A 20,951-nucleotide genomic window follows, 5' to 3' on the forward strand; every position below is an offset into this window, starting at 1 on the left:
CAGAGCACCGTGAGCGGCTGCGGACGGCCGCCCTCCCGGGACTCCCACCTCACAGCCATTAGAGTGCATTACACAAACTCCCAGCATTTTCGCGCATTTTTTCGCGGTCTCCTGGGTGAAAGTAAGGTAGTGTTCAGATGTCGATTTGGGGGCAAGGACGTGGTCTGTAGCTTCTCGCTTTCTGAGGTAGTCAGCATGTCGCTTATAGATTCTGTTGGCTTAGCGGCTGGGTCAGTCACCGGTAATGGTGATGGCACTTGGCCGCGAGTCTTATACGTGGACGACGATCCAAACATCGTCGCTTCCATGGAGCGACACTTCCACAAGTATCGCGTCTCGTTGGTGTGTGCTTATCACGGCATGCAAGGCATTTGGTTGGCCGCCACCGAGAAACCGAACTTGATTATCACCGACATGTGCATGCCGCTTGCGTCGGGTGAAGAGTTGATCGATTGCCTGGCTGCGCATCCAGCGACGCATGGTACGCCGATCATCGTGCTGACTGGTAACCATGGCACGCATTTGACCGCCAGCATGCGGAATTGCGGTGTCGTTGGTGTCTTTCACAAACCTCTAAACGCGCAGGAGCTACTGACCACGGTGGCGGGCTACGTTCCACTAGTTGATCGCGCCGCATGAAATGCATGACCACTGGCCCGATCGCTGTTCGGGTTCTTGAATTGCTCCTCGAGGGACGGCCGTTCGGTACCCTTGTGTAAGCGATCGGGTCAGTGGAATGCATTGGGTACGTGATCCCCTGTGTGCTCTGTCGGCGGATGGATAGAGCAGCAGGCCCCGCGTTTCACCTGGGTACGAACCTCTTGAAAAGCAGTCCAGGCAGAGCTCACCTGTATCTGATTGGACTAACGGTTCGTATCCCAGGCGAAACCGGTGACGTGTTGGCGATTGAATTGTACGTGCCCTTCCAAAGGCCTGACGTAGTTGCTCCTACGCCAAGTCGAAGTGACGATCCCCAAGAGAGTCCACTTCCTTCGGTGCAGAGGCGAAAATTATGTCCAGTGATGCCGAACTTAATCGGCTGCTCGAGCAAGAACGCGAGGCCCGTTTCGTGGCCGAACGACTGCTCAAACAACGCAGTAGCGAACTCGAGCTAGCTAATCTAAAGTTGCTCGAGGCCGCTTACGCCTACGAAGACCAAATTCGTCGTACGCAAGCCATTGTCGACTCGGCGGCCGAAGCCATCGTCATCTTTGACTCGTATGGTGCCATCGAGTCGTTCAATCCAGCCGCCGAAGCCGTGTTCGGTTGCTCAGCCAGTGAAGCCCGCGGTTGGAACATCACCAATTTCTTGCCGGACGTGCCCTTCTGCAGTTCCGACGGTCATGACGAAGGTCGAATTCTATGCACCGATAGCGTCGGCGAAGTCACTGGTCGTCGGGCCGATGGCCAGAACATTCCACTAGAGTTGGTGATCGGTTCGTTTGAACATGGATCACAGAGATTTTTCACTGCTCTGATGCGTGACCTGACGCGCCGCCTGCAACTGGAGACACAACTCTCCCACGCTCAAAAGATGGAATCTGTCGGTCAACTGGCGGCCGGTATTGCGCACGAGATCAATACGCCCATCCAATATGTTGGCGACAACACGCGTTTTCTCAAAACCTCTTTCGATGACATGCTGGCGCTAGTATCGCGCTTTCAGCAATTGTTGGAATCTACCGAATGTATATTAACCAACCCGACTTTGCATGAAGAGATCCGCGCGCTACAAGCGGCCATCGACTTGCCCTTTCTGCAGGAAGAAATTCCAGCGGCCATTGCACAGACGCTCGAGGGCGCCGAAAGTGTAGCCAAGATCGTCCGCGCCATGAAAGATTTCTCTCACCCTGGCTCAGAAGAGAAGCAGCAAATCAATCTGAACCAGGCGGTTGAGAGTACGCTACTGGTATCCAAAAATGCGTGGAAGTATCACTGCGAATTGGTAACCAATTTTGATCCCTCCCTGCCCTTGGTGCCCTGCCTGCCAGGTGATTTGAATCAAGCATTATTAAATTTGGTAACCAATGCCGCCCACGCAATTGAAAGCTCGCTGCCCGGGTCGCCACGAAAACGTGGCACGTTGACCGTTTCAACCGCTCGAGCAGGAGATTGGGCGGTTATCGAAGTTTCGGATACTGGTACCGGCATCCCGGAGTCTATTCGCAATCGCATTTTCGATCCGTTCTTTACCACCAAACCCATGGGACAAGGAACGGGACAAGGACTCGCGATTACCTACAACATCATCGTTGAAAAACATGATGGCGAGTTGACCTTCGAGTCCGAAGTCGGCAAAGGTACAACTTTCCGCGTGCGCATTCCGCTAGTCTTACGCAGTGGCGAGGAAATTCAAGTTCGAGCGCCTAAGAAATCGTCCGAGGGCACCTATGTCTACTCTTAGCATTCTGTTCGTCGATGATGAAGCGCATCTGTTGCAAGGCATTCGACGACTGCTGCACAGCCATCGTCAAGAATGGACAATGGACTTTTGTCCCAGTGGTGAAGACGCGCTCAGACTGCTTTCCGAGAAGCACTATGACATCATCGTCACCGATATGCGCATGCCAAACGTCGACGGCAGTCGCGTGCTCTTTGAAAGCTATCTGCGATGCCCGTCAACGATGCGCTGCGTGCTCTCAGGCCAGGCGGAGCGTGCGCAAACATGTAAGGTCTCAGGCACCGCTCATCAGTTTCTCTCCAAGCCCACCCAGCAGTCGGAGTTGGAACAGATGGTCGAGCGAGTCGAGAGACTGAATCGCTCACCGCTAGCGCCCGATCTGCGTTTGGCAGCCACGCGACTGGCAGCAATTCCATGTCAGCCGCACATTCTGGCACTGCTCCATGCGGAGCTGACCCGGCCGGATCCCCAGCTAGAGAAAATCGGCAAACTGATCGCGCGCGATGTGGGGATGAGCGCCAAAGTCGTGCAACTGGTGTGGTCTTCATTCTTTGGTCTGCCACGCAAATCGCTGTGCCCACTGGAAGCAGTCAACTTGCTGGGCATAGAAATGCTCCGCGAGCTGGTTATCGAACATGGATTGTTTTCACCCTTTGTGGAGAATCCCGCCTGCAATTTTTCGATAACCGAGTTGTGCGAACACTCCGTGCAGGTAGCCCGGTGCGCTCAGGCTATCATGCAATGCGAATCGAATGATCCGGTGCAAGCCAAGCAAGCTTACTTCGCCGGCATGATGCACGACATCGGCAAGCTTCTACTAGTCAACCAGTTTCCAGACCGCTATGCCGCTGCCCTACGTATGGCCCGCGCAGACGAATGTACGCTCTGGCAAGCCGAATGCGAGGTGTTTGGTGCCAGTCATGCTGAAGTCGGCAGCTACTTGTTAGCCCTGTGGGGCTTTCCCGATGTAGTCGTACGTTCGGTTGCTTGTTATCGCCGGCCGACAGAATGTGATGCTGATCATTTTGGTACGGCCACCGCCGTCCATGTGGCCAACTTGCTCAAACGCAATGATCACTCCACGCGTTATCCGCAACAAAACGTGTTATACGGTTCGGAACATCTGGCCACTACCGGCCTGGCGCGACGCATTGCCAGTTGGTGTGCAGCGATCCAAGTGGCCGAAGTGTCGGGCTTTGCTTCGGCCTTTTGAGCAACTGAGATACAACTTGTAATCAGAAAGGAAACATCGTGAGCGCGCAAGTTTTACTGGTCGATGACGAACAAAATGTACTCTCTGCTCTTCGCCGTGGATTGCGTGGTCGCTTCGACCTGGAGACAGCCGAAGGCGGCCCGGCGGCCCTCGATATGATCCATCATCGCGGCCCCTACGCCGTGGTAGTTAGCGATATGCGCATGCCGGAAGTCGATGGTCTCCACGTGCTGACCGAAGTACGCAAAAATCATCCCGACACCATGCGGGTCATGTTGACCGGAAATGCAGATCAAAAGACAGCTATCGACGCCGTCAACGAAGGAGGCATCTTTCGGTTCTTGAATAAACCTTGTCCCGCTGATGTACTTGGCGACACGATCGAAGCCGCAATTCGCCAACATCAAGTTCAGAGCGCTGAACGTTCGCTCCTAACTCGCACACTGACGGGCACCATCGGCTTGGTCACGGAAGTGCTTTCGGTTGTCAATCCGACTGCCTATGGCCGGTCAAATCGTCTGCGACAGTTGGCTCATCAACTTTGTGCCAAGCTGGCGATCGAAGATGCCTGGCAAATCGAAGTCGCGGCAATGCTCTCCCAGGTGGGCTGTGTGGCGGTACCCGAAAGCCTGCTATCGAAGCAACTGGCCGGCACTCCGCTCAGCCCAGCGGAAATCCAAACCCTGCATTCACAGTCAACTCTCGGCAGTAAACTGGTCGCCAAGATCCCGCGACTGGAAAACGTAGCCAGGATGATCGCTCATACGGCCGGCATCAATCACTCGCGTCATGGCCCCGATTGGGATAACGAAGAACTCGAAACGCACCAGCGGATGAAGATTGTGCAAGGTGCCCAGATCATTGCCATACTGAACGAATTCGATATGTATTGTCAGCACATGTCGATGAGCGAAGCCATCACTAGGTTGCTCAGCGACTCTGTCTACGATCGAGAATTGATCGATGGGCTGGGCGATGTCGTTCTCGGAGGCAAACGCGAGTTGGTAACTCTGGTCAAGGACCTTCGCGAAGGCATGGTGCTACAAGAGCATGTGCTCACACTCGCGGGTGACATCTTGATCGCCAGAGGTCATGAGCTGACTCACTCCCTGATTCAGCGCATTAAGGCTTTCGAACAGAATGCGGCCGGCGTTCGCCAACCGATTAGCGTGAACTGTCGCACGCTGGACTAAACGATCAACCAGTTAGTCAATGTGATCTTAGTTTTCGCTGCGACGGGTCAATTCATCGCGCAGGCGAGCAGCCAGTTCGTATTGTTCGGTGGCGACGGCATCTGCCAGGCGTTCGCGCAACGTCTTGCCGACTGCGTATTCGTCGCACAGGGAGTCTCGCAGATGGTGCAATCGCTGAACTAGTTCATCGCTTTCGAATTGATCTTCCCAACCCATGTCGGCGAAGCTCTCGCGGATCAATTCCAGGCCTTCATTGACGTGCTGCACCGCTTCGTCGGCCGCTTCTTCTTCGATCGCAGCCAAGGCGGCCGCTTGTGTTCGGTGAAATACTACGAAAGCTCGATGCTGTTCGTGGCGCAGCGTCCACTGTTCATCGGGTGAATGATCGCGGCAGAAATCCATCAAGGCCAGCGTGTGGTCGGCATCTTGCACTGCCCGTTGGAAATGTTGCAGCCGCAGCCAGGCAACTCGCCGTTGGTAGTACTGTACAAATTCGCGATCGATTTCGATGCAGGTATCTTCGTCCAGTTCGAAATCGGGATCCTGCTGTTCGGCATCCAGCAGCTGATCGAGCATAGTTGCAAAGCCTTTCGGCGAGGACCCGTCGGGCCTGCCCGAGGTTTCCATCTGCAGAATGCCTAAATCTAGCCTTAGCTGAATGACATCTCGACCGTCACACCCTTTGACCAGTCTGACACATACGCATTCAGGGTCAAAAGGCCATTGTTGCAGCAAATAGTCGAGGTGTTTGCCAGGATTCATTGCGACTGCCCTCGTGGTTAGTTATCGACTAAACCCAAGTATAGCAAGTCGTCCCGGCGAGAGAAGCTTTGGCCGGGGATGAAAGCGGCAAGCAGCTTTTAGCCCCGGTGGGTCGCTCATGTGGCGAAAACTCTGGCGTCTGGGGAACATGCTCCGGTGCTCCAGGCCTGGCGGCCACCGGTGCTCCCAGCCCAAAAATGGGCTAATTAACCCAAGTTACGGCTTCGTCCAGGCTGCTTCCGCGGCGTGGCAGGACGCCGTACACAATCATGATTCCCAGGCTGGCCGTGTGAATCAGCCAGCAACAGTCGTTGTTATTCATCGTTCGCCAGGTTAAGGCGGCGATGACAAACATGATGAAAAAATAAAGGGTGTCGACCAACGTGCCAATCGCGGCCGTTCTGTAGACACTTATGCCAATGATGGCCCACACGGCCAAAGCGGGTACTAACAAGGTGGTCCACTGGACGCAAACTTGCATCAATTGCTCCACTTTCGATTCCTTTCGAATGAGCGGCGCTTATTCTGGGTGCGACCACCGGCCTCCCTGCCGTGGGTCTTGAGGACAAGAAATATCAAGACCGGCAAAATAGAGCAAGACAAGTCGATCAACACCCGTAGCGGAATGCGTCAAGCATTTCGGGAACCAGATTCCCGATAGCCGCCGGAAAGCCGAAAGCCTTGACGGACTCCGCTACAAATTGTACTGTCCCGCGAGATTCTAGAATTGAGGATTGCCAGCGGACCTGCCCCATGACCAAGATCGATCGCTATTTGCTCGTCATCTACTTTCGAGTGCTAGCGATTTGCTTTCTATCGATCTCGGGATTGGTGATCATCGTTCAAACTTCGACCAATCTGACGGAGTTTATCGAACTGGGACGGCATCAGAATGGCTTGGTTGCCGTGCTGATTGCCTACTTTGGTCCGTATATGTTGACCCTCTTTGACAAGCTCAGCGGTCTGCTGGCGTTGATGGCCCTGTTGTTTGTTATCAGTTGGATCAATCGCACCAACGAAATGACCGCTCTGCTGGCAGCGGGCGTGACCAAGCGCCGGGTGATGCGTCCGCTAATGATCGCCTCGGCGGTGGTAATCTTGACGGCCACTGTCTCGCGCGAAGCATGGATTCCAATGTTCCAGGATACATTGGAGCGCCAGCCTCAAGATCTGAAGTCTGACATCGTTAAGGCCACACGCCCTGCAGCTGACCGACCGCTGGGCATCACGATCCATGCGCGTAGCCTGGCCCCCAGCAAGCATGAGATTATTGAGCCTATGATTCGCATCCATGCAGGGCCATTGGCGGTCCTGGGCAGGCAATTACTGGCTTCGTCAGGCATCCGCAACCCGGCCACGGCCGAACGCCCTGCCGGTTTCCGCATTAAAAACGTGACCATGCCGCGCAGCATCGACACGACCAATTCCATCTACGATTCCCAGGGAAGACCTCTGTTTTTAACTCGCAAAGACTGCAGTTGGTTAGAGCCGGGCGAGTGTTTCCTGGCTACCAATATCGAACTGGACATGATGCGGGGCGGCAACAAGCAGTTTGCTTCGACCGGCCAGCTCATTCGAATTCTGCGACGGGGTGATGTGCCCGTGGTCAATGAAGTTCGCGTTCAAATTCATTCGCGTTTTGTGCGACCAGCTATTGATTGGACCGTGTTGTTGCTCGGGATACCGATCGTGTTATCGCGTTCCGACCGGCATATGTTCTGGGTGGCTGGTGTTTGCTTGCTGATGGTCGGCGGCTTTACCGCCATCGTCATGGCATTCAATGCCGCCGGCAGTTCTGGCTACCTGGTATCACCTCTGGTTGCCGTGTGGCTACCTTTGCTGGTCGTTTTGCCCTGGGCCTATCAGAGGACCGCCGCCGCGCTGGATAGTTAAGCGGCCGTTCCCGTAGCCGATCTCGCCAGAGATTGGACGAAGCAAATGCGACGCCTCCAAAGTCTGGCGACTTCGGCTACCGCAGTTCCCGTAGCCGATCTCGCCAGAGATTGGACGAAGCAAATGCGACGCCTCCAAAGTCTGGCGACTTCGGCTACCGCAGTTCCCGTAGCCGATCTCGCCAGAGATTGGACGAAGCAAATGCGACGCCTCCAAAGTCTGGCGACTTCGGCTACCGCAGTTCCCGTAGCCGATCTCGCCAGAGATTGGACGAAGCAAATGCGACGCCTCCAAAGTCTGGCGACTTCGGCTACATCAGATCCTTCCAAAGTCTGGCGACTTCGGCTACCGCAGATCCTGTGTAAACTGGTAGGCAGGAGATCCGCGATATGACGCCAATAATGAGAAGCGTTTGCTGCTGTTTGATGCTAGTGTCAGCCAACCTGTGGGCGGCTGAGCCAAGTTTCGTACGCGATGTGCAACCCGTACTCCGCAAATACTGCGGTGGCTGCCACAACGAAGCCGAGCGCGAGGCTGACTTTTCCGTAGCTACCTATGAAGCACTCAACCAGGGCACACCGGATGGCCGGGTGATCAGCGCTGGCGAGCCCGAGGCGAGCCGGCTGTTGCAATTAGTCACCGGTCAGGCGGAACCAAAAATGCCGCCCGACGATCAAGCCCAGCCTTCACTTGCGGACATTGACAAGATTCGCCAGTGGATCGCGGCTGGCGCAAAAAACGATGCGCGCTCCGTACCACTAGCCGAACAACTCAGTGCGCCGAAGCTGGCCGCAGATCCCAAGGCGAGCCAATACATCTCGGCTTTTATCGACGTGGGCCCCTTAAAACGGGCTATCGCCCGCGAGGGCCGCTGCGAACTAATCGATGTGCCTACCGATCGAATCATGCAAACCATCGATCTGCCAAGCAAGATCAATCAGTTGCGGATGAGCCTGGATGGTCAATACTTGGTTATCGCCGGAGGAATTGCCGGCATCGGCGGCCAAGTGATTATCTTTGATATCCAGCAGGGGAAAGCGGTTGGCCGACTACAGGGACATAGCGATGCCATCTACTGCGCTGCGCTGAGTGCAGATAACAAATGGTTATGCACGGGCAGCTACGATCGCGTGGCCATCCTCTGGGATTGGCAAGCCCAAATGGAACTGCGTCGATTCGCTGGCCACAATGGGGCGATCTACGATTTGGATATCGATCCCCAGTCACAGATGCTGGCCACCGCTAGTGCGGATCAAACTGTCAAGCTCTGGGGACTGGCCGATGGCGCACGACTCGATACGCTCGGTCAACCCGAAGGCGAGATGCTTTGTGTACGTTTCACGCCTGACGGCCAGTCAGTCTTAGCCAGTGGCGCAGATCGACAACTTCGATTGTGGCAAATCATTGCTAAAGACCGACCTGCGATTAATCCACTTCGCATTTCACGATTCGCCCACGAAGAACCCGTGACGCAAATCGTCTTTCGCGGCAGCGATCAAGTCCTGTCGCTCTCCGAAGACAAGTCCGTCAAGCTGTGGTCGCTGGCAGACCTTTCGCCGCGGGGTGTCGTAGCTTCATGCAGCGACGTTCCGACCGGAGTGGCAGGGGTCAGCCAAGCCGCTAAACACATCTGGGTTGCTGACTTTTCGGGCGCTGTAGCCGAATTTACGCTGCCGGATAGTTCAGCCAACGATGCTACTCGCTCGACCGAACCTGCCAGCCAAACTCAACCCGCTAAACCAATGCCCAGCGACATAGCAACTGTGCCGAGCGAGGCGGCAGCCGAAGTCGAACCGAACAATCTCAGCGAGCAAGCACAACCAATCCAGTTGCCTGCACGCGTGAGCGGTGTGATCGCCTCGCAAGCTGATGGTCAATCGGATATCGATGCCTATGCAATCCAAGCCCAAGCCGGTGTGCCGTGGATTATCGAAATTCAAGCTGCTCGCGATAACTCGCCGCTGGATAGTTTGGTCGAAGTGTGGGATGCATCCGGCCAAAAAGTATTGCGCACCCGTCTGCAAGCCGTACGTGAAAGTTACTTCACCTTCCGCGGCAAAGATAGTTCGACCATCGACGACTATCGAATGCACAAGTGGCAAGAGATGGAACTAAACGAGTTGCTGTATGCTGGTGGCGAAGTTGTCAAACTGTGGATGTATCCGCGCGGTCCCGATTCCGGATTCAAAGTCTATCCAGGCTATGGCACGCGCGTGACGTTATTCGATACTACGCCGATCGCGCATGCGTTAGGCGAAATCGCATACATCGTGCGCGAACTGGACGAAGGTTCCCCACCGCTACCCAACGGTCTGCCAGTTTTCCCAGTCTACTATCAGAATGATGACGATGGCACGCGGCGCTTGGGCAAGGACTCGCGCTTGACATTCACCGCGCCTGAAGACGGCCAATACATCATTCGTGTGCGGGACGCGCGTGGATTCAGTGGCGATGATTTCAAGTATCAACTGATCGTGCGTGCCCCCAAACCCGACTTCGAGTTAGAAGTACGTGGCACCGATATGACGCTGCCGCCCGGCAGCGGTAGAGAATGGCAAGTTGTGGCTAAGAGGTTGGACGATCTGAATGCGCCGATCGAAATTCATGTCGACGATATCCCGGCGGGAATCGAAGTAACCAATCCGCTAGTGATCGAAGCGGGTCAAGATATCGCCTATGGCAACCTGTATGCCAGTAGCGATTTCAAGATGCCCGAAGGCGTCGAGAAGTTAACGGTCAAACTGCGCGCCATCAGTCATATGCCGAGCGGCCAGGTTGAGCATACGCTTGAAAAGCCACTCAGCGTTACGCTCAAGGCCGACCGTGAGGTGCGCGTGAAACTGACCGACATTGCAGATGTTGGCCGCGAGCTGACAGAACTTGCTATCAAGCCCGGCCAGACCATTAGTGCTCGAGTGATTATCGATCGGCAGGATGAAAAAGGACCGGTGAGCTTGGGAAATGAACTGGCCGGCCGCAATCTTCCGCACGGTGCTTTTGTCGACAATATCGGGCTCAACGGCCTGCTGATCACCGAAGGAAACAGCCAGCGCGAGTTCTTCATTACGGCTGCACCTTGGTTGTCACCGCAAGAGCGAGTTTTCCATTTGCGTAGCGAAGCCAAGAATAATCCGACCTCACGGAGCGTGCGACTGCGGGTTTTGCCCAGTAATTGATCGACCAGTAACGGTTTTTCAAACGGAAGTTCTTTAGAAATAGCTATAATAAGGGTAGGGAGTCGGCACAGCGGATGGAAAAGGTTGCCGGCTGAAAATATGCGGTTGGAGCCCGACTGGAAATGTCGACAACTTGGAAGATCCCTCAAGCACCGCCGCCGGTGCCTTCGCCAGTCGCTAGTCGCCGTCGACACCAAATCGATGGTCAACTGGCTCAGTCTCATGTACAGGGCTGGCGCCGTTTTCAAGCTGGCGGTATCTCACTGGTTGTGCACTGTTCGTTGTTTCTGATCGTGGCCATTCTGGGCATAACTCAGCGCGGCGCCCATGTTAGTGGTACGGTGACCTCTGTCGTCATGCAAGTGCAAGAGCCTGGGGAATCAAGCCAAGGCTTCTTTGTCGAAAACGTCGGCGCTAGTTCGCTGGGCAGCGATGAGAACAGCGGTGGCGACTCGTCACTAGGTGGCGACGTGAGTAGTGGTGCAGTCGGCTTGCCCGGCAGCGATCAAGCGCCTGTGGACGTTGAATCGGGAATGGCAGCTCTGGTGGGCGATGGTGGTGGCGGCTTGGGTGATGTAGGCCAGGCGGCGGGGGGACTTGGACTGGGCTCTGGCGGGAGCAAGCTTGGGGGCGCTGGCGGTTTGCCGCTGGGCAAGACCAGCGTCTTCGGCATTGAAGGCACAGGTTCGCGCATCGTCTATGTCTTCGATCGCTCCAGCAGCATGAATGGCTACTCCGGTTTACCCATGGCCAACGCCAAGAATGAACTCATCAAGAGCGTCGATAGCCTGGGTCGCACACATCAGTTTCAGTTGATCTTTTACAACGAAGACCCAATGGCCTACGGCCAGCTGACTGGTTCCACTGCCATGCTCACCGGCACGGACGAAAACAAGAAAGCGATTGTCAGTTACGTCCGGCGCATGGTTCCTGATGGCGGAACTGAGCACTTGCCTGCGCTGCGTTTGGCGCTGAGCATGTCGCCAGATGTTGTTTTCTTTTTGACCGATGCCGATGAACCAGGGGTGAACGGTCGCGACTTAGAAGACCTGGTCGATCGCGCCAGTCGCCACGGTACTGTCATTCACACCATTCAATTCGGTACAGGTCGCAATGAGGGCTCAGGTTCCTGGATAGCTGAATTGGCCAAAGCGACTCAGGGACAGTTTCGCTATATCGATGTGACCACTTTTAGTCCATCGTCTTAATTGTGAATCTCAATCCGGCGGACAAGGTCGATCATCAAGTCGACAAACAAATGAATCTGATCGTGCTGAGGCCGATATTCTGGTTCTGGGTAGCGATCTGCGCTTTGGTGCCGGTGCAGTTTTGGTTTGTAGTTAATGATCCGTGGTTTTCGCAACCGCCCAAGCCTGTGGGTGACGGCCCCGATTACGAGAATATCGCCTGGCATATTTCTCAGGGACATGGTTGGTCGATGGATTGGACTAACCTGGAGTGGAGGGCCCCGTATCAAACTGCGTCGGTATCCACCGACCTCAGCCAACTGCCACTGGTTACCGACGAACAACTCCGGCGATTACCGATTGCCGACTATTCTGCGCAGCTCAATCGTACGGATAGCCTATCGGCGACCACCGCGCGGCCACCACTGTTTCCGCTGCTCAATGCCTTAGTCTACTGGATACTGCCGCGCGGGCCGACCAGTTTTGCAGTCGTGCGTTTGGGGCTGGCCTTGTGCATCGCGATAGCCGGTAGTTTGGCAGTGGCGGTGGCAGTGCGCATCACAACTCAATTAACGACGCTCGCGTGGCCGGTCGCTTTGGCAGCCATGGTCACGATGGCCCTGGCAGCCATGGATCGAACAACGCGGACCTATGCCACCGACTTTCTCACCGAGCCGTTGGCACTGTTGCTGGTACAAATACTGGTGTGGTGCTTGTGCGAATTCTTGATTCCTGAAACGGCCGCGGAGGCGCGCCGCAGCGATCACCTGGTTGCCCAGCGTTATTGGTGGAGTTCCAGCAATCGTCTGATCGTGATGATCGGTATCTTGTTGGGACTACTGATTCTGACGCGATCAATCATCGTCCTGTGGCTGCCGGGGGTGTGGTGCATTTTCTTGCTGGCCAGTCGCATCAAGAGTCGGCGGCGATTGGCGACCGACGATTTTGGACGCATGATCTTGCCGAACATATTGATTGACATCAGACGTGCCACTGCCGTAGTTGCCATCGCGATGGCTGTATGTGCACCATGGTGGATACGCAACTGCATCGTACTGGGCGCATTTATGCCGCTGGGAACTCAGGGCCCAATCACCCTGGTCGGTGGCTATGACGACGAAGCCTTGGAACGCAAAGGCGAGTGGTATGTGGGACCCGAACAAAAGCTGCGCGCAGAACTTGGGCAACTGCCGGGTGAGAGCATTTTGCAGCGTGAGAAACGTGTGGCCCAGGCGGCCAGTAGTCAAACCAATCAGTGGATCCGCGCCCACTGGGGGCAGCTGCCCATCCTGGCCTGGGTACGCGTCAAAAAAGAATGGAATCCATATACTGGTCGCGTCCTGGCCGTGAAGTTGGCGTCACTAATTGGATTGTGCTGGCTGCTGATCTTGCATCGATCCGCCATGCTGCTCCTGGGTGGCATCATCGTCGTCAACACGCTGACTGTCATGGTTCTATATAGCGTCGGCGGCCGCTTCCTGGTGCCGACATTTGGAATTGTGTATACGCTCTCTGGAATTGGAGTAGCCTGCACCGTGGCCTGGCGCCGCTTGTCGGCTGTGGATTAAGGCACCAAGGCCCTGCAAATCAAAAAACGTAGCCACCGCTGCCTAGCGGTGGATTCGCTGCCAAACGCTTCCACCGTCTGGAGACGGTGGCTACGGTTTGCCCACCGTCTGGCGACGGTGGCTACGGTTGTCCACCGTCTGGCGACGGTGGCTACCTTCGCTTAAGGTTGGACCAGTTGACCACACGCAGCTGCAACATCGGAGCCCATCGAATAACGCACCGTGGTATAAACGCCGGCGGCGCGCAAGCGTTTGGCAAACCAATCGCGATGCTCGCGCGACGAAGGTTGCCAGTTTTGCACCGGGGCAATCGCATTGAAGGGGATCAAGTTCACGATGCAGGTGAACCCACGAACATATTCAATTAGCGCATCGGCATCTTCAGGGCCGTCGTTAACCCCAGCAATCATAATGTGCTGAATCATGATGGGGCCTTGATGATGATACACCAGGGGCCGAGTAGCGATCTCGCGCACCGCCGAGTGCAACTGATCCCAATCGATTTGCCTGGTCCAAGGCACCAGGCGACTTCTTAGCTCGGGTCGGGCGCTATGCAGACTGAGGGCTACTTGAATACCAGGAAAGCGATCGACCAGGCGGATCATTGCTTCGGGTTGCCCCACGGTCGAAACGCTGATGCGGCGCATCGGAAAGGCGCAACCCTCTAGACTGCTGAGCAATTCTATCGCTTGATGCAATTCGATTTCGTTATGTAGCGGTTCGCCCATGCCCATGAAAACGATATTGCGCAGTCGAGCACCTTCCGAACGCGCCGTGCGGGCGGCGATCAAGACTTGTTCCACGATTTCGCCGGCCGTCAAATTCCGTCGCAAGCCCATGCGGGCAGTAGCGCAGAAACTGCAACCCGCGCGGCAACCGACTTGCGTCGATACGCAAGCCGTGATGCGTTTGGCGCTGCGCATCAATACGGTCTCGATCTTGTCACCACTATCAGTTTCGAGCACGAACTTGCTCGATCGATCCAACGCGGAATCGTGCCGCTGGTCTATATTCAACGCGGTCAGCCGAAAATGTTGGAGGGCCGCGTCAATGAAGGGTACTTGCAGATGCTCGAGCGATTCCCGTGGTGAAACATGCTGCTGATATAGTGCATAACGCATGCGGCGAATGCGGGCAGGTTCGATCTTGTGCTGCTTGCGAAACGCATCGACCGCCGGTCTGTCCAATAGCAGTGGCCGCAATGACTCCGCCGACTGAGACGGTACCGCAGGTGCCATCGGCAACGAGGACGAATTGATCGAGGGAGCTGTCATACCACAGGTCTCAACGGGCGACGCTCAAATCGATGGTGGACTGGAACCGTCTTCATCAGGCGGTCGAAACATGCCGGAGATCGACATGTCGCGATGGATGCGCCGAATGGCCTCGGCCAATAGAGGCGCGACCGACAAGACGGTGATACGATCAAACTGTTTCTCGGGTGCCAGCGGAATCGTGTTGGTAATGCAGATGCCATTAACCGGCGCTTTGCGCAAGTTCTCGATGGCGTTGCCACATAACACGCCGTGCGTGGCAGCCAGGTAGATCTCCTTGGCTCCCGCGTCATGCACCAATTGAGCTGCTCCGCAGATGGAGCCGGCCGTGCTGATCATATCATCGAACATCAAGCAAATTTTGCCGTCGATAGGACCGCCGATGATGTTCTTCTGCCGAGTTTCCGAGGGACCTTCGCGGCGTTTATCGACGATGGCCAGTCTACCACCCAAGCGCTTGGAGTGACCGATCGCGCGTTTGATACTGCCTTCGTCGGGGCTGACCACCACGATTTCTTCAGTGTCATAACCCCGCTGCAGAAAGTAGTTGTTTAAAACCGGGGCCGCGTACAAGTGATCAACCGGCACATCGAAAAAGCCTTGAATTTGTGCAGCATGCAGATCCATGGTCAGCACGCGATCAGCCCCAGCCCGCGTGACGCAATTGGCCACTAGTTTAGCCGTGATCGGTACGCGACCTTCGTCCTTGCGGTCTTGTCGCGCGTAGCCGTAGTAAGGAATAACGGCGGTGATACGCTGCGCGCTGGCCCGTTTGCAACTGTCAATCATGATGAGCAGTTCCATCAGATTGTCGTTCACAGGCGGACAGGTAGGTTGAATCAAGAACACGTCGCGACCGCGCACGTCGTCATTGATCTTGCACGAATACTCACCGTCAGGAAAGGTACCCAGCGTGATGGATCCCAGTGGCAAATGCAACGAATCACAGATGTCTCGCGCCAACTGGACGTTTGCGCGGCCACTGAAAATTTTCAACTCGCCCATGAATATCCCATTTCCATCATGCGGGCTTCTACTTTGCCCAATTCGTCGATCGTATTAATGCTGAGCGCTTCGCACCCTTCCAGAACCGGGCGGGCATCAACCAACTCACCTTTGCCTAGCAGCAGGGCAGGACAGTCGGTCAGATAGTATTCGCTTTGAGCATTGCGATTGCCCAGTTGCGACAGAGCCCAAAGCAGTGCGTCGTGAGCAAACAGATAAGTGCTCATATTAACTTCGCGAATCTGCTTTTGCTCAGCCGTGGCGTCTTTCTCTTCGACAATTCTTTGAAACTTGCCCGCGGTGTCACGGACAATTCGTCCCAACCCCTGAGGTTCATCTTTGACCAGAGTACCCAGCAGACAAGCGTAAGGACCTTTGCGAAACTCGCTGAGCAAGCGACCCAGCGAGTCAGGCTGGATCAGGGGCGAGTCGCCGGCGACGACCAAGACAGGTCCTTGTTGGGTGGCGATCTGGTCACGGCACATTTGCACGGCGTGACCCGTTCCTAACTGCTGCGCCTGAACGGCATATTCGATGCCCGACCGGCCAGCCAATTCCTCGCGCACCAGTTCTTCACGATAACCCACTACGACCACGCAGCGAGAAATCCCGGCCTTTTCCAGAGCATCCAAGACCCAGTGAATCATGGGACGACCCAGCACCGGGAATAAGACCTTGGGAAGGTCGCTCTTCATGCGGGTACCGCGTCCAGCCGCTAGTACTACCGCCATCGGTTGTGCCATAACTTTGTCTGCCTTTGACGCCGCAAATGTCAAAGCCGCTATCTTGGCAAAACAACCGGAAATTTTCCAGTAGGCACACGGGCAGACAACCGCGCTGGCGTGCAGAGATCGACTGACAGGGGCCGCCGAAACTCAAACATCTGCACACCAGCCGTACTTCGCGGTTAACACTTACATACGGTTTTCCGCTTTTCTCCAAACCGAAAATTACAGTCCGTTGCCAAATCCACCTTGGGCACCACCACCAGCACCAGTACCGGTACCACCGTTGGTTCCTGTACCACCACCGGTTTGTCCAGTAGCGGTATTGTAGGTGAACACTTCACCAATCTGGCTAAAGAACGGGAACGGCGTAATTCGCACATACCGGCGGTCGGCGCTCACAACACCCGAGACGGTCAACGATGCACCTTCAGGGAATGTCTGAATCACCGGACGATAACCGACTGCACCACGGAATGGAAATCCGTTGTTGGCACTGGCCGCTAATAGCGCTTGCATAGCGGCGTACGGATTGTACTGAGGACCACCGTAGTAGTTGCCATTGTTAGGTCCACCAGGCACATTCGGTCCACCAGCAAACTGAGCCAGGATGCCGCGTCCAACTGCCATTTGCTTATCGCGAATGTTGGCCAAGTCAGCCGCCGCGATAGGTTCTTGACGATGACCACTCTTGACCGCCACCTTGATCAGGGCATCTTTCTCGTTGATGTCGATTTCTTGAACGATGGTATTTTGATCTGGAGTACCGTAGTCGGTCATGACTTCAACTGTCGCTTTACCGCCGGAGACCTTGCCCCAAATTCGACGCAGCAAAATGTCGTATTCACCACTGAAGCCCTTGGGGCACACGTAGTATTCTGAAGTTCCGCCCAGCGAATCCTTCTTGGCTTGCGACGATGCATTGATCAGCACCCCGCCGCTGAGCGTGATTGGATTGGTGTAAGAACACACCGTTCCAGCCGGTTCCTTGACGCGCATAGCAATTTCGGCAGCGCCGGTCCAAGTCACACGAACGATGATGTCGCGACGCAGAGCTTCTTTCATTTCGTTATCGAAGATCGTGCCTTCGACGACTTTGCCAGCTTGCTTCAATCGCATACTGGTAGCACGTGCGGCCAGTTTGGCATCTTCGACCAGTTTGTCATAACGTGTAGGCCAGGCCTTGCTGAGCACACCAGCGCAGGTCCAGCGCAGGGCATCGACATCATTCATCTCGCGTGCCAAAGGCAAAGCCAATGAATACAACGCGTAACTGTTGGGATCGATCGTCGCCGTGTCGCGCAGCAGGGCTAACGCTTCAGCCTTCATCTGGTTCTTGGCAAAGTAGTCGGCAATATCCAAAGCCGCTTCGGTACCACCACCGAAATCCAGCGAGCTAAGCATAACCCGCTCGATGTCTTCTTTGGGGTAATTGCAGGCTTTCATCGACAGCGACAACGCTTGGTACATCCAAGGTTGTGGATGTCCAGCACTGAGCATTTGATTGATAAGACCAATCACTCGTTGGAAGCTGGCTAGCGCAGCTTTCTCGTCCTTGGCTTCAACAGCCTTTTGGGCGGTCATTACCAGAGACGTTACCATTTCGCGAACTTCGGCATCCAGATGTGGCGTGGACTTTTCATCAGCTTTGTCGTAGTCAGCCAAAATGTCGTCCCACGATTCTGGAACAGCCTTCCGAGCCACCGTTTCAGTTACAGGAGCAGCAGGCTTGGCCGCTGCCTTGGCATCCGCCTTCGCGGGTGCTTTGGCTGCAGGCTTGGCTTGAGGCTTCGCAGTTGGCGTTGGCTTAGTTGGCTTTTTGACGTCGTCAGGAACGATGAACATGCCACCGCCGCCCATGCCGCCCATGCCGCCCATCATGCCACCACCACCCATGCCGCCCATGCCGCCTCCCATGCCGCCCATACCACCCATGCCGCCTCCCATGCCTCCCATGCCGCCTCCCATACCTCCCATACCTCCACCCATACCGCCCATACCGCCGCCACCACTCATTGGTGGCACGACCAGGTCACCAACCGGATAGATCTTGTTAACCGGTTCGTTGTTGGCATCGTCGGTACTGGTAATCTGCAGCACACCTTCGCGGATCACATAGGTCAAGTCCAAGGGCTTGAGCATCATGCGCAAGGCCGAACGTAGCGTGGCTGATTGCAGGGACAAAGTGATCGGGGTGTCTTGCGTGATACCCAACGTATCCAGTTCGGTATCGTTGATGTAGATGTCGATACCCAGCTTGTCTTCAAACGTCTGCATGACCGTGTTGAGAGGTTGACCAACAAAGTCGACTTCATCAATCGGCGAACGCAGCGCATCATAGATCCGTTGTTCCGAATCATCTGCAGCCAGGTTGATCGAGCCATATCGTTCTTTGCGGCGAGCCGACAAAGCGTTCCACACGTCGGCCGGTGGATACACCACTGGAGGCACTCCATCAAACGGCACAGCAGCCTCTTCGACGCCACGCATGGCGTCGATGAAGCCTTGTTCGCGGCGACGGAACGCCTTGTTGACCAGAGCCTGGTTAGCAATCAGTGAACTGACGTGGTAAGACTGAGCCGCCAGCGGAGTGCCAGGCGTGAGAGCTTCGATTTCAGGAGCAATTTCTTGGCTCGCTTCCAGATAACGACCTTGGCTCATCAAGAACGTGAAGCTTTCAACCAGTTGCTTAAGCGCAGTTTCACGACGCTCGCTCTCGGCCAACAGACGCTGCGAAGCGGCCGCTTGAGCGCGAACAGCTTCATCCCGCGCTTGCCGATCCAGGAAACGTGCCTCGGCTTCAGCAGTTTGTTCAAGTTGAGCGCGAACGCGAGTGTCCAACGTACGACGCACACCGGGACTGAGATTTACGTTTTGGTCTAGTTCTTCCAATAGAGCCATCAAGCTATTCTTGACTGCAGTTGGATCCGTGGTGCTCAATCTGCGAGCAGCCGCCAGCTTGGCATTGACCTGGCTCGAAATCGCGGCTTCCATAACGCTGTTGATTTCTTCTTCGCTCTTGAGCAAATCTCCATCGCCATAGAAACGGCTATCCAGCACACCGGAGTTGGCATCTAGTGGAGCTTGTGCGTCACTGGTATCCAGCAGAGGCGCGCTGTCAGTTGCAGGCGCTGGTGCTGTACTCGGCTCGGTAGCTGTCGCATCGGGAACCGCAGGTTCACCAAAGGGATCGGCCCCGTCGGCCGGAGGATCACCAGCCGGTTCGGCCGTGCCAAACGGATCGTTGGGATCTTGCATAAAGCGCATCAGCTTGCCCGCAGGCGGTGCTAGCTGCTCGGCCTCTGCCGTCGCGGTCTTGACCGCGTCCATCAAAGTTTGAGCTTCAGCGTTGTTGGGGTCCGACTTCAAAGCTTCTTCAGCGATGCGACGAGCGCTAGCCAGTTCGCCACTCTTGAGGGCAAATTCACCAGCTTTGACCAAGGCCACTGATGAATCAAACATCACGTAGCTAACTGCTCGCAGGCCTTCTGAACCCAGAGCAGGCAAGGTGCGGCCTTCATCTTTCAGAGCGTTTTCACAAAGCTTGGGTAGAAAAGCCATATCGGGATGGCTTTCCTCTGGCGTCAGATTCCAATGCAGGGTAACCGGTTTCCCAGCTGAGGTGGCTTCGATAACCAACTTTCCAGCGGCGGCAGCCCCTTCGGTCTGACCGACGATTACTGAATCGCGATCCAAACGCAGCGGTGGAAACTGGGCAGGCAGGTGACGCACAAGCGCGCTTGGCTTTTCAACCTTGGTCGGCCAGAGGACCGGCGAATGAACGCTCTCGGCCAACATGCGACCAACTTCTTGCATCGAAGCGGTCACTTCGTTGCGAGCGATCAACACACCGCCGGTTTGATTGCTCAAGGCTGCCAGAGCAGGCACATCAACCATGGGACCGATCACAAAACTCGTGATCGTTATGCGTTGATTAACTAGCGAATCGATAAGGCTCTTGTAAGCATCGCCCTTGAGATACTCTTTGCGATTGATACCGTCGCCAACATAGACAATCGTTCGCTGAGCATTTTCGCTTTCGCCAAACTGGGACATGGCAGTCTTTAAGGCCAATCCCAAGTTGGTCAGTCCCAGCGGCACACGCTTATTCAGTTGTTCGATGGCTGCATTGAGTTCAGGACTGGCCGGTGCGGCCAGGCCTTTGGTCAAGGGCACCGCTTTGACATCGCAAGCCACCACAGCCACCGATGAATTCGCGGGCAAACCAGCCAACAACTCTTCCACAACTTCGAACGATTCCAGACGTACAGGTCCGGTCTGCGAAGCTGAGGTGTCGACCAGGATTACGATCTCATGCTTGTCAGCCAATGGAACGTTGCTGGCCGAATCCGCTTGTACCGTTAAGGCAAAGTAGTTCGCACCGTCTGCGTCAAACGTGGCCCAACGACTGGTACCAGTCACTGGCGGGGCTGCGTTTGCGGCCAGGATAGGCACACATAGCGTAGCAAGGAGAAGAAGGCATAGCTGCTTCGCCAACATTGCAAAACTCCTGACACCCGGACCAAGTGGTGGGCATGTGAAAAGTGGTGATGG

Annotated in this window: 14 protein-coding genes; 8 read left to right on the forward strand and 6 right to left on the reverse strand. The window is 55.5% G+C overall.

The window, feature by feature from the left end; all coding sequences use genetic code 11:
- Window positions 1-195: 195 nt before the first annotated feature.
- The 4 genes from SH573x_RS19660 to SH573x_RS19675 all read left to right on the forward strand — a co-directional run bounded on the left by SH573x_RS19660 (window position 196) and on the right by SH573x_RS19675 (window position 4,807).
- The gene (locus tag SH573x_RS19660) at window positions 196-639 is read left to right on the forward strand and encodes a response regulator (RefSeq protein ID WP_479349427.1); all 444 of its coding nucleotides are present in this window, start codon (window positions 196-198) and stop codon (window positions 637-639) included.
- 373 nt (window positions 640-1,012) lie between these two features.
- Window positions 1,013-2,404 (forward strand): two-component system sensor histidine kinase NtrB, encoded by a 1,392-nt coding sequence (locus SH573x_RS19665; protein ID WP_479349428.1) that lies wholly within the window; start codon window positions 1,013-1,015, stop codon window positions 2,402-2,404.
- Complete coding sequence (locus tag SH573x_RS19670) at window positions 2,391-3,614, forward strand: HDOD domain-containing protein (RefSeq protein WP_479349429.1); 1,224 nt, start codon at window positions 2,391-2,393, stop codon at window positions 3,612-3,614. Before SH573x_RS19665 ends, SH573x_RS19670 begins: the two co-directional genes overlap by 14 nt.
- A gap of 38 nt (window positions 3,615-3,652) precedes the next feature.
- Window positions 3,653-4,807 (forward strand): response regulator, encoded by a 1,155-nt coding sequence (locus tag SH573x_RS19675; protein ID WP_479349431.1) that lies wholly within the window; start codon window positions 3,653-3,655, stop codon window positions 4,805-4,807.
- Window positions 4,808-4,834: 27 nt separating this feature from the next.
- Here the strand turns inward: SH573x_RS19675 and SH573x_RS19680 are convergent, their stop codons facing one another.
- Window positions 4,835-5,569 (reverse strand): UvrB/UvrC motif-containing protein, encoded by a 735-nt coding sequence (locus SH573x_RS19680; protein WP_479349432.1) that lies wholly within the window; start codon window positions 5,567-5,569, stop codon window positions 4,835-4,837.
- A 202-nt stretch (window positions 5,570-5,771) separates the two neighbouring features.
- Window positions 5,772-6,062 carry a hypothetical protein gene (locus SH573x_RS19685; protein ID WP_479349433.1) on the reverse strand — a complete coding sequence of 97 codons (291 nt, stop codon included), beginning with the start codon at window positions 6,060-6,062 and terminating at the stop codon, window positions 5,772-5,774.
- Between the two features lie 260 nt (window positions 6,063-6,322).
- Between SH573x_RS19685 and SH573x_RS19690 the strand changes: the two genes are divergently transcribed.
- The 4 genes from SH573x_RS19690 (at window position 6,323) to SH573x_RS19705 (ending at window position 13,393) form a co-directional block, all read left to right on the forward strand.
- Window positions 6,323-7,462 (forward strand): LptF/LptG family permease, encoded by a 1,140-nt coding sequence (locus SH573x_RS19690; RefSeq protein WP_479349434.1) that lies wholly within the window; start codon window positions 6,323-6,325, stop codon window positions 7,460-7,462.
- A 401-nt stretch (window positions 7,463-7,863) separates the two neighbouring features.
- Entirely contained in the window at window positions 7,864-10,638 is a 2,775-nt protein-coding gene (locus SH573x_RS19695) for a c-type cytochrome domain-containing protein (protein ID WP_479349436.1), read from the forward strand.
- A gap of 122 nt (window positions 10,639-10,760) precedes the next feature.
- Entirely contained in the window at window positions 10,761-11,846 is a 1,086-nt protein-coding gene (locus SH573x_RS19700) for a vWA domain-containing protein (protein WP_479349438.1), read from the forward strand.
- A gap of 2 nt (window positions 11,847-11,848) precedes the next feature.
- The gene (locus tag SH573x_RS19705) at window positions 11,849-13,393 is read left to right on the forward strand and encodes a hypothetical protein (RefSeq protein ID WP_479349439.1); all 1,545 of its coding nucleotides are present in this window, start codon (window positions 11,849-11,851) and stop codon (window positions 13,391-13,393) included.
- 161 nt (window positions 13,394-13,554) lie between these two features.
- On the opposite strand, the gene rlmN is transcribed toward SH573x_RS19705, so the two are convergent.
- The 4 genes from rlmN to SH573x_RS19725 all read right to left on the reverse strand — a co-directional run bounded on the left by rlmN (window position 13,555) and on the right by SH573x_RS19725 (window position 20,897).
- Window positions 13,555-14,667, reverse strand: a complete 1,113-nt coding sequence (rlmN, locus tag SH573x_RS19710) for a 23S rRNA (adenine(2503)-C(2))-methyltransferase RlmN (RefSeq protein WP_479349440.1) — start codon at window positions 14,665-14,667, stop codon at window positions 13,555-13,557.
- Between the two features lie 24 nt (window positions 14,668-14,691).
- Window positions 14,692-15,672, reverse strand: coding sequence for a ribose-phosphate diphosphokinase (locus SH573x_RS19715; RefSeq protein ID WP_479349442.1), 981 nt, complete (start codon window positions 15,670-15,672; stop codon window positions 14,692-14,694).
- Window positions 15,660-16,403, reverse strand: coding sequence for an NTP transferase domain-containing protein (locus SH573x_RS19720; protein WP_479349443.1), 744 nt, complete (start codon window positions 16,401-16,403; stop codon window positions 15,660-15,662). Before SH573x_RS19720 ends, SH573x_RS19715 begins: the two co-directional genes overlap by 13 nt.
- A gap of 219 nt (window positions 16,404-16,622) precedes the next feature.
- Window positions 16,623-20,897, reverse strand: a complete 4,275-nt coding sequence (locus tag SH573x_RS19725; protein ID WP_479349444.1) for a vWA domain-containing protein — start codon at window positions 20,895-20,897, stop codon at window positions 16,623-16,625.
- Between the last annotated feature and the right edge of the window lie 54 nt (window positions 20,898-20,951).

Source organism: Rania fehmarnensis (assembly GCF_056494185.1).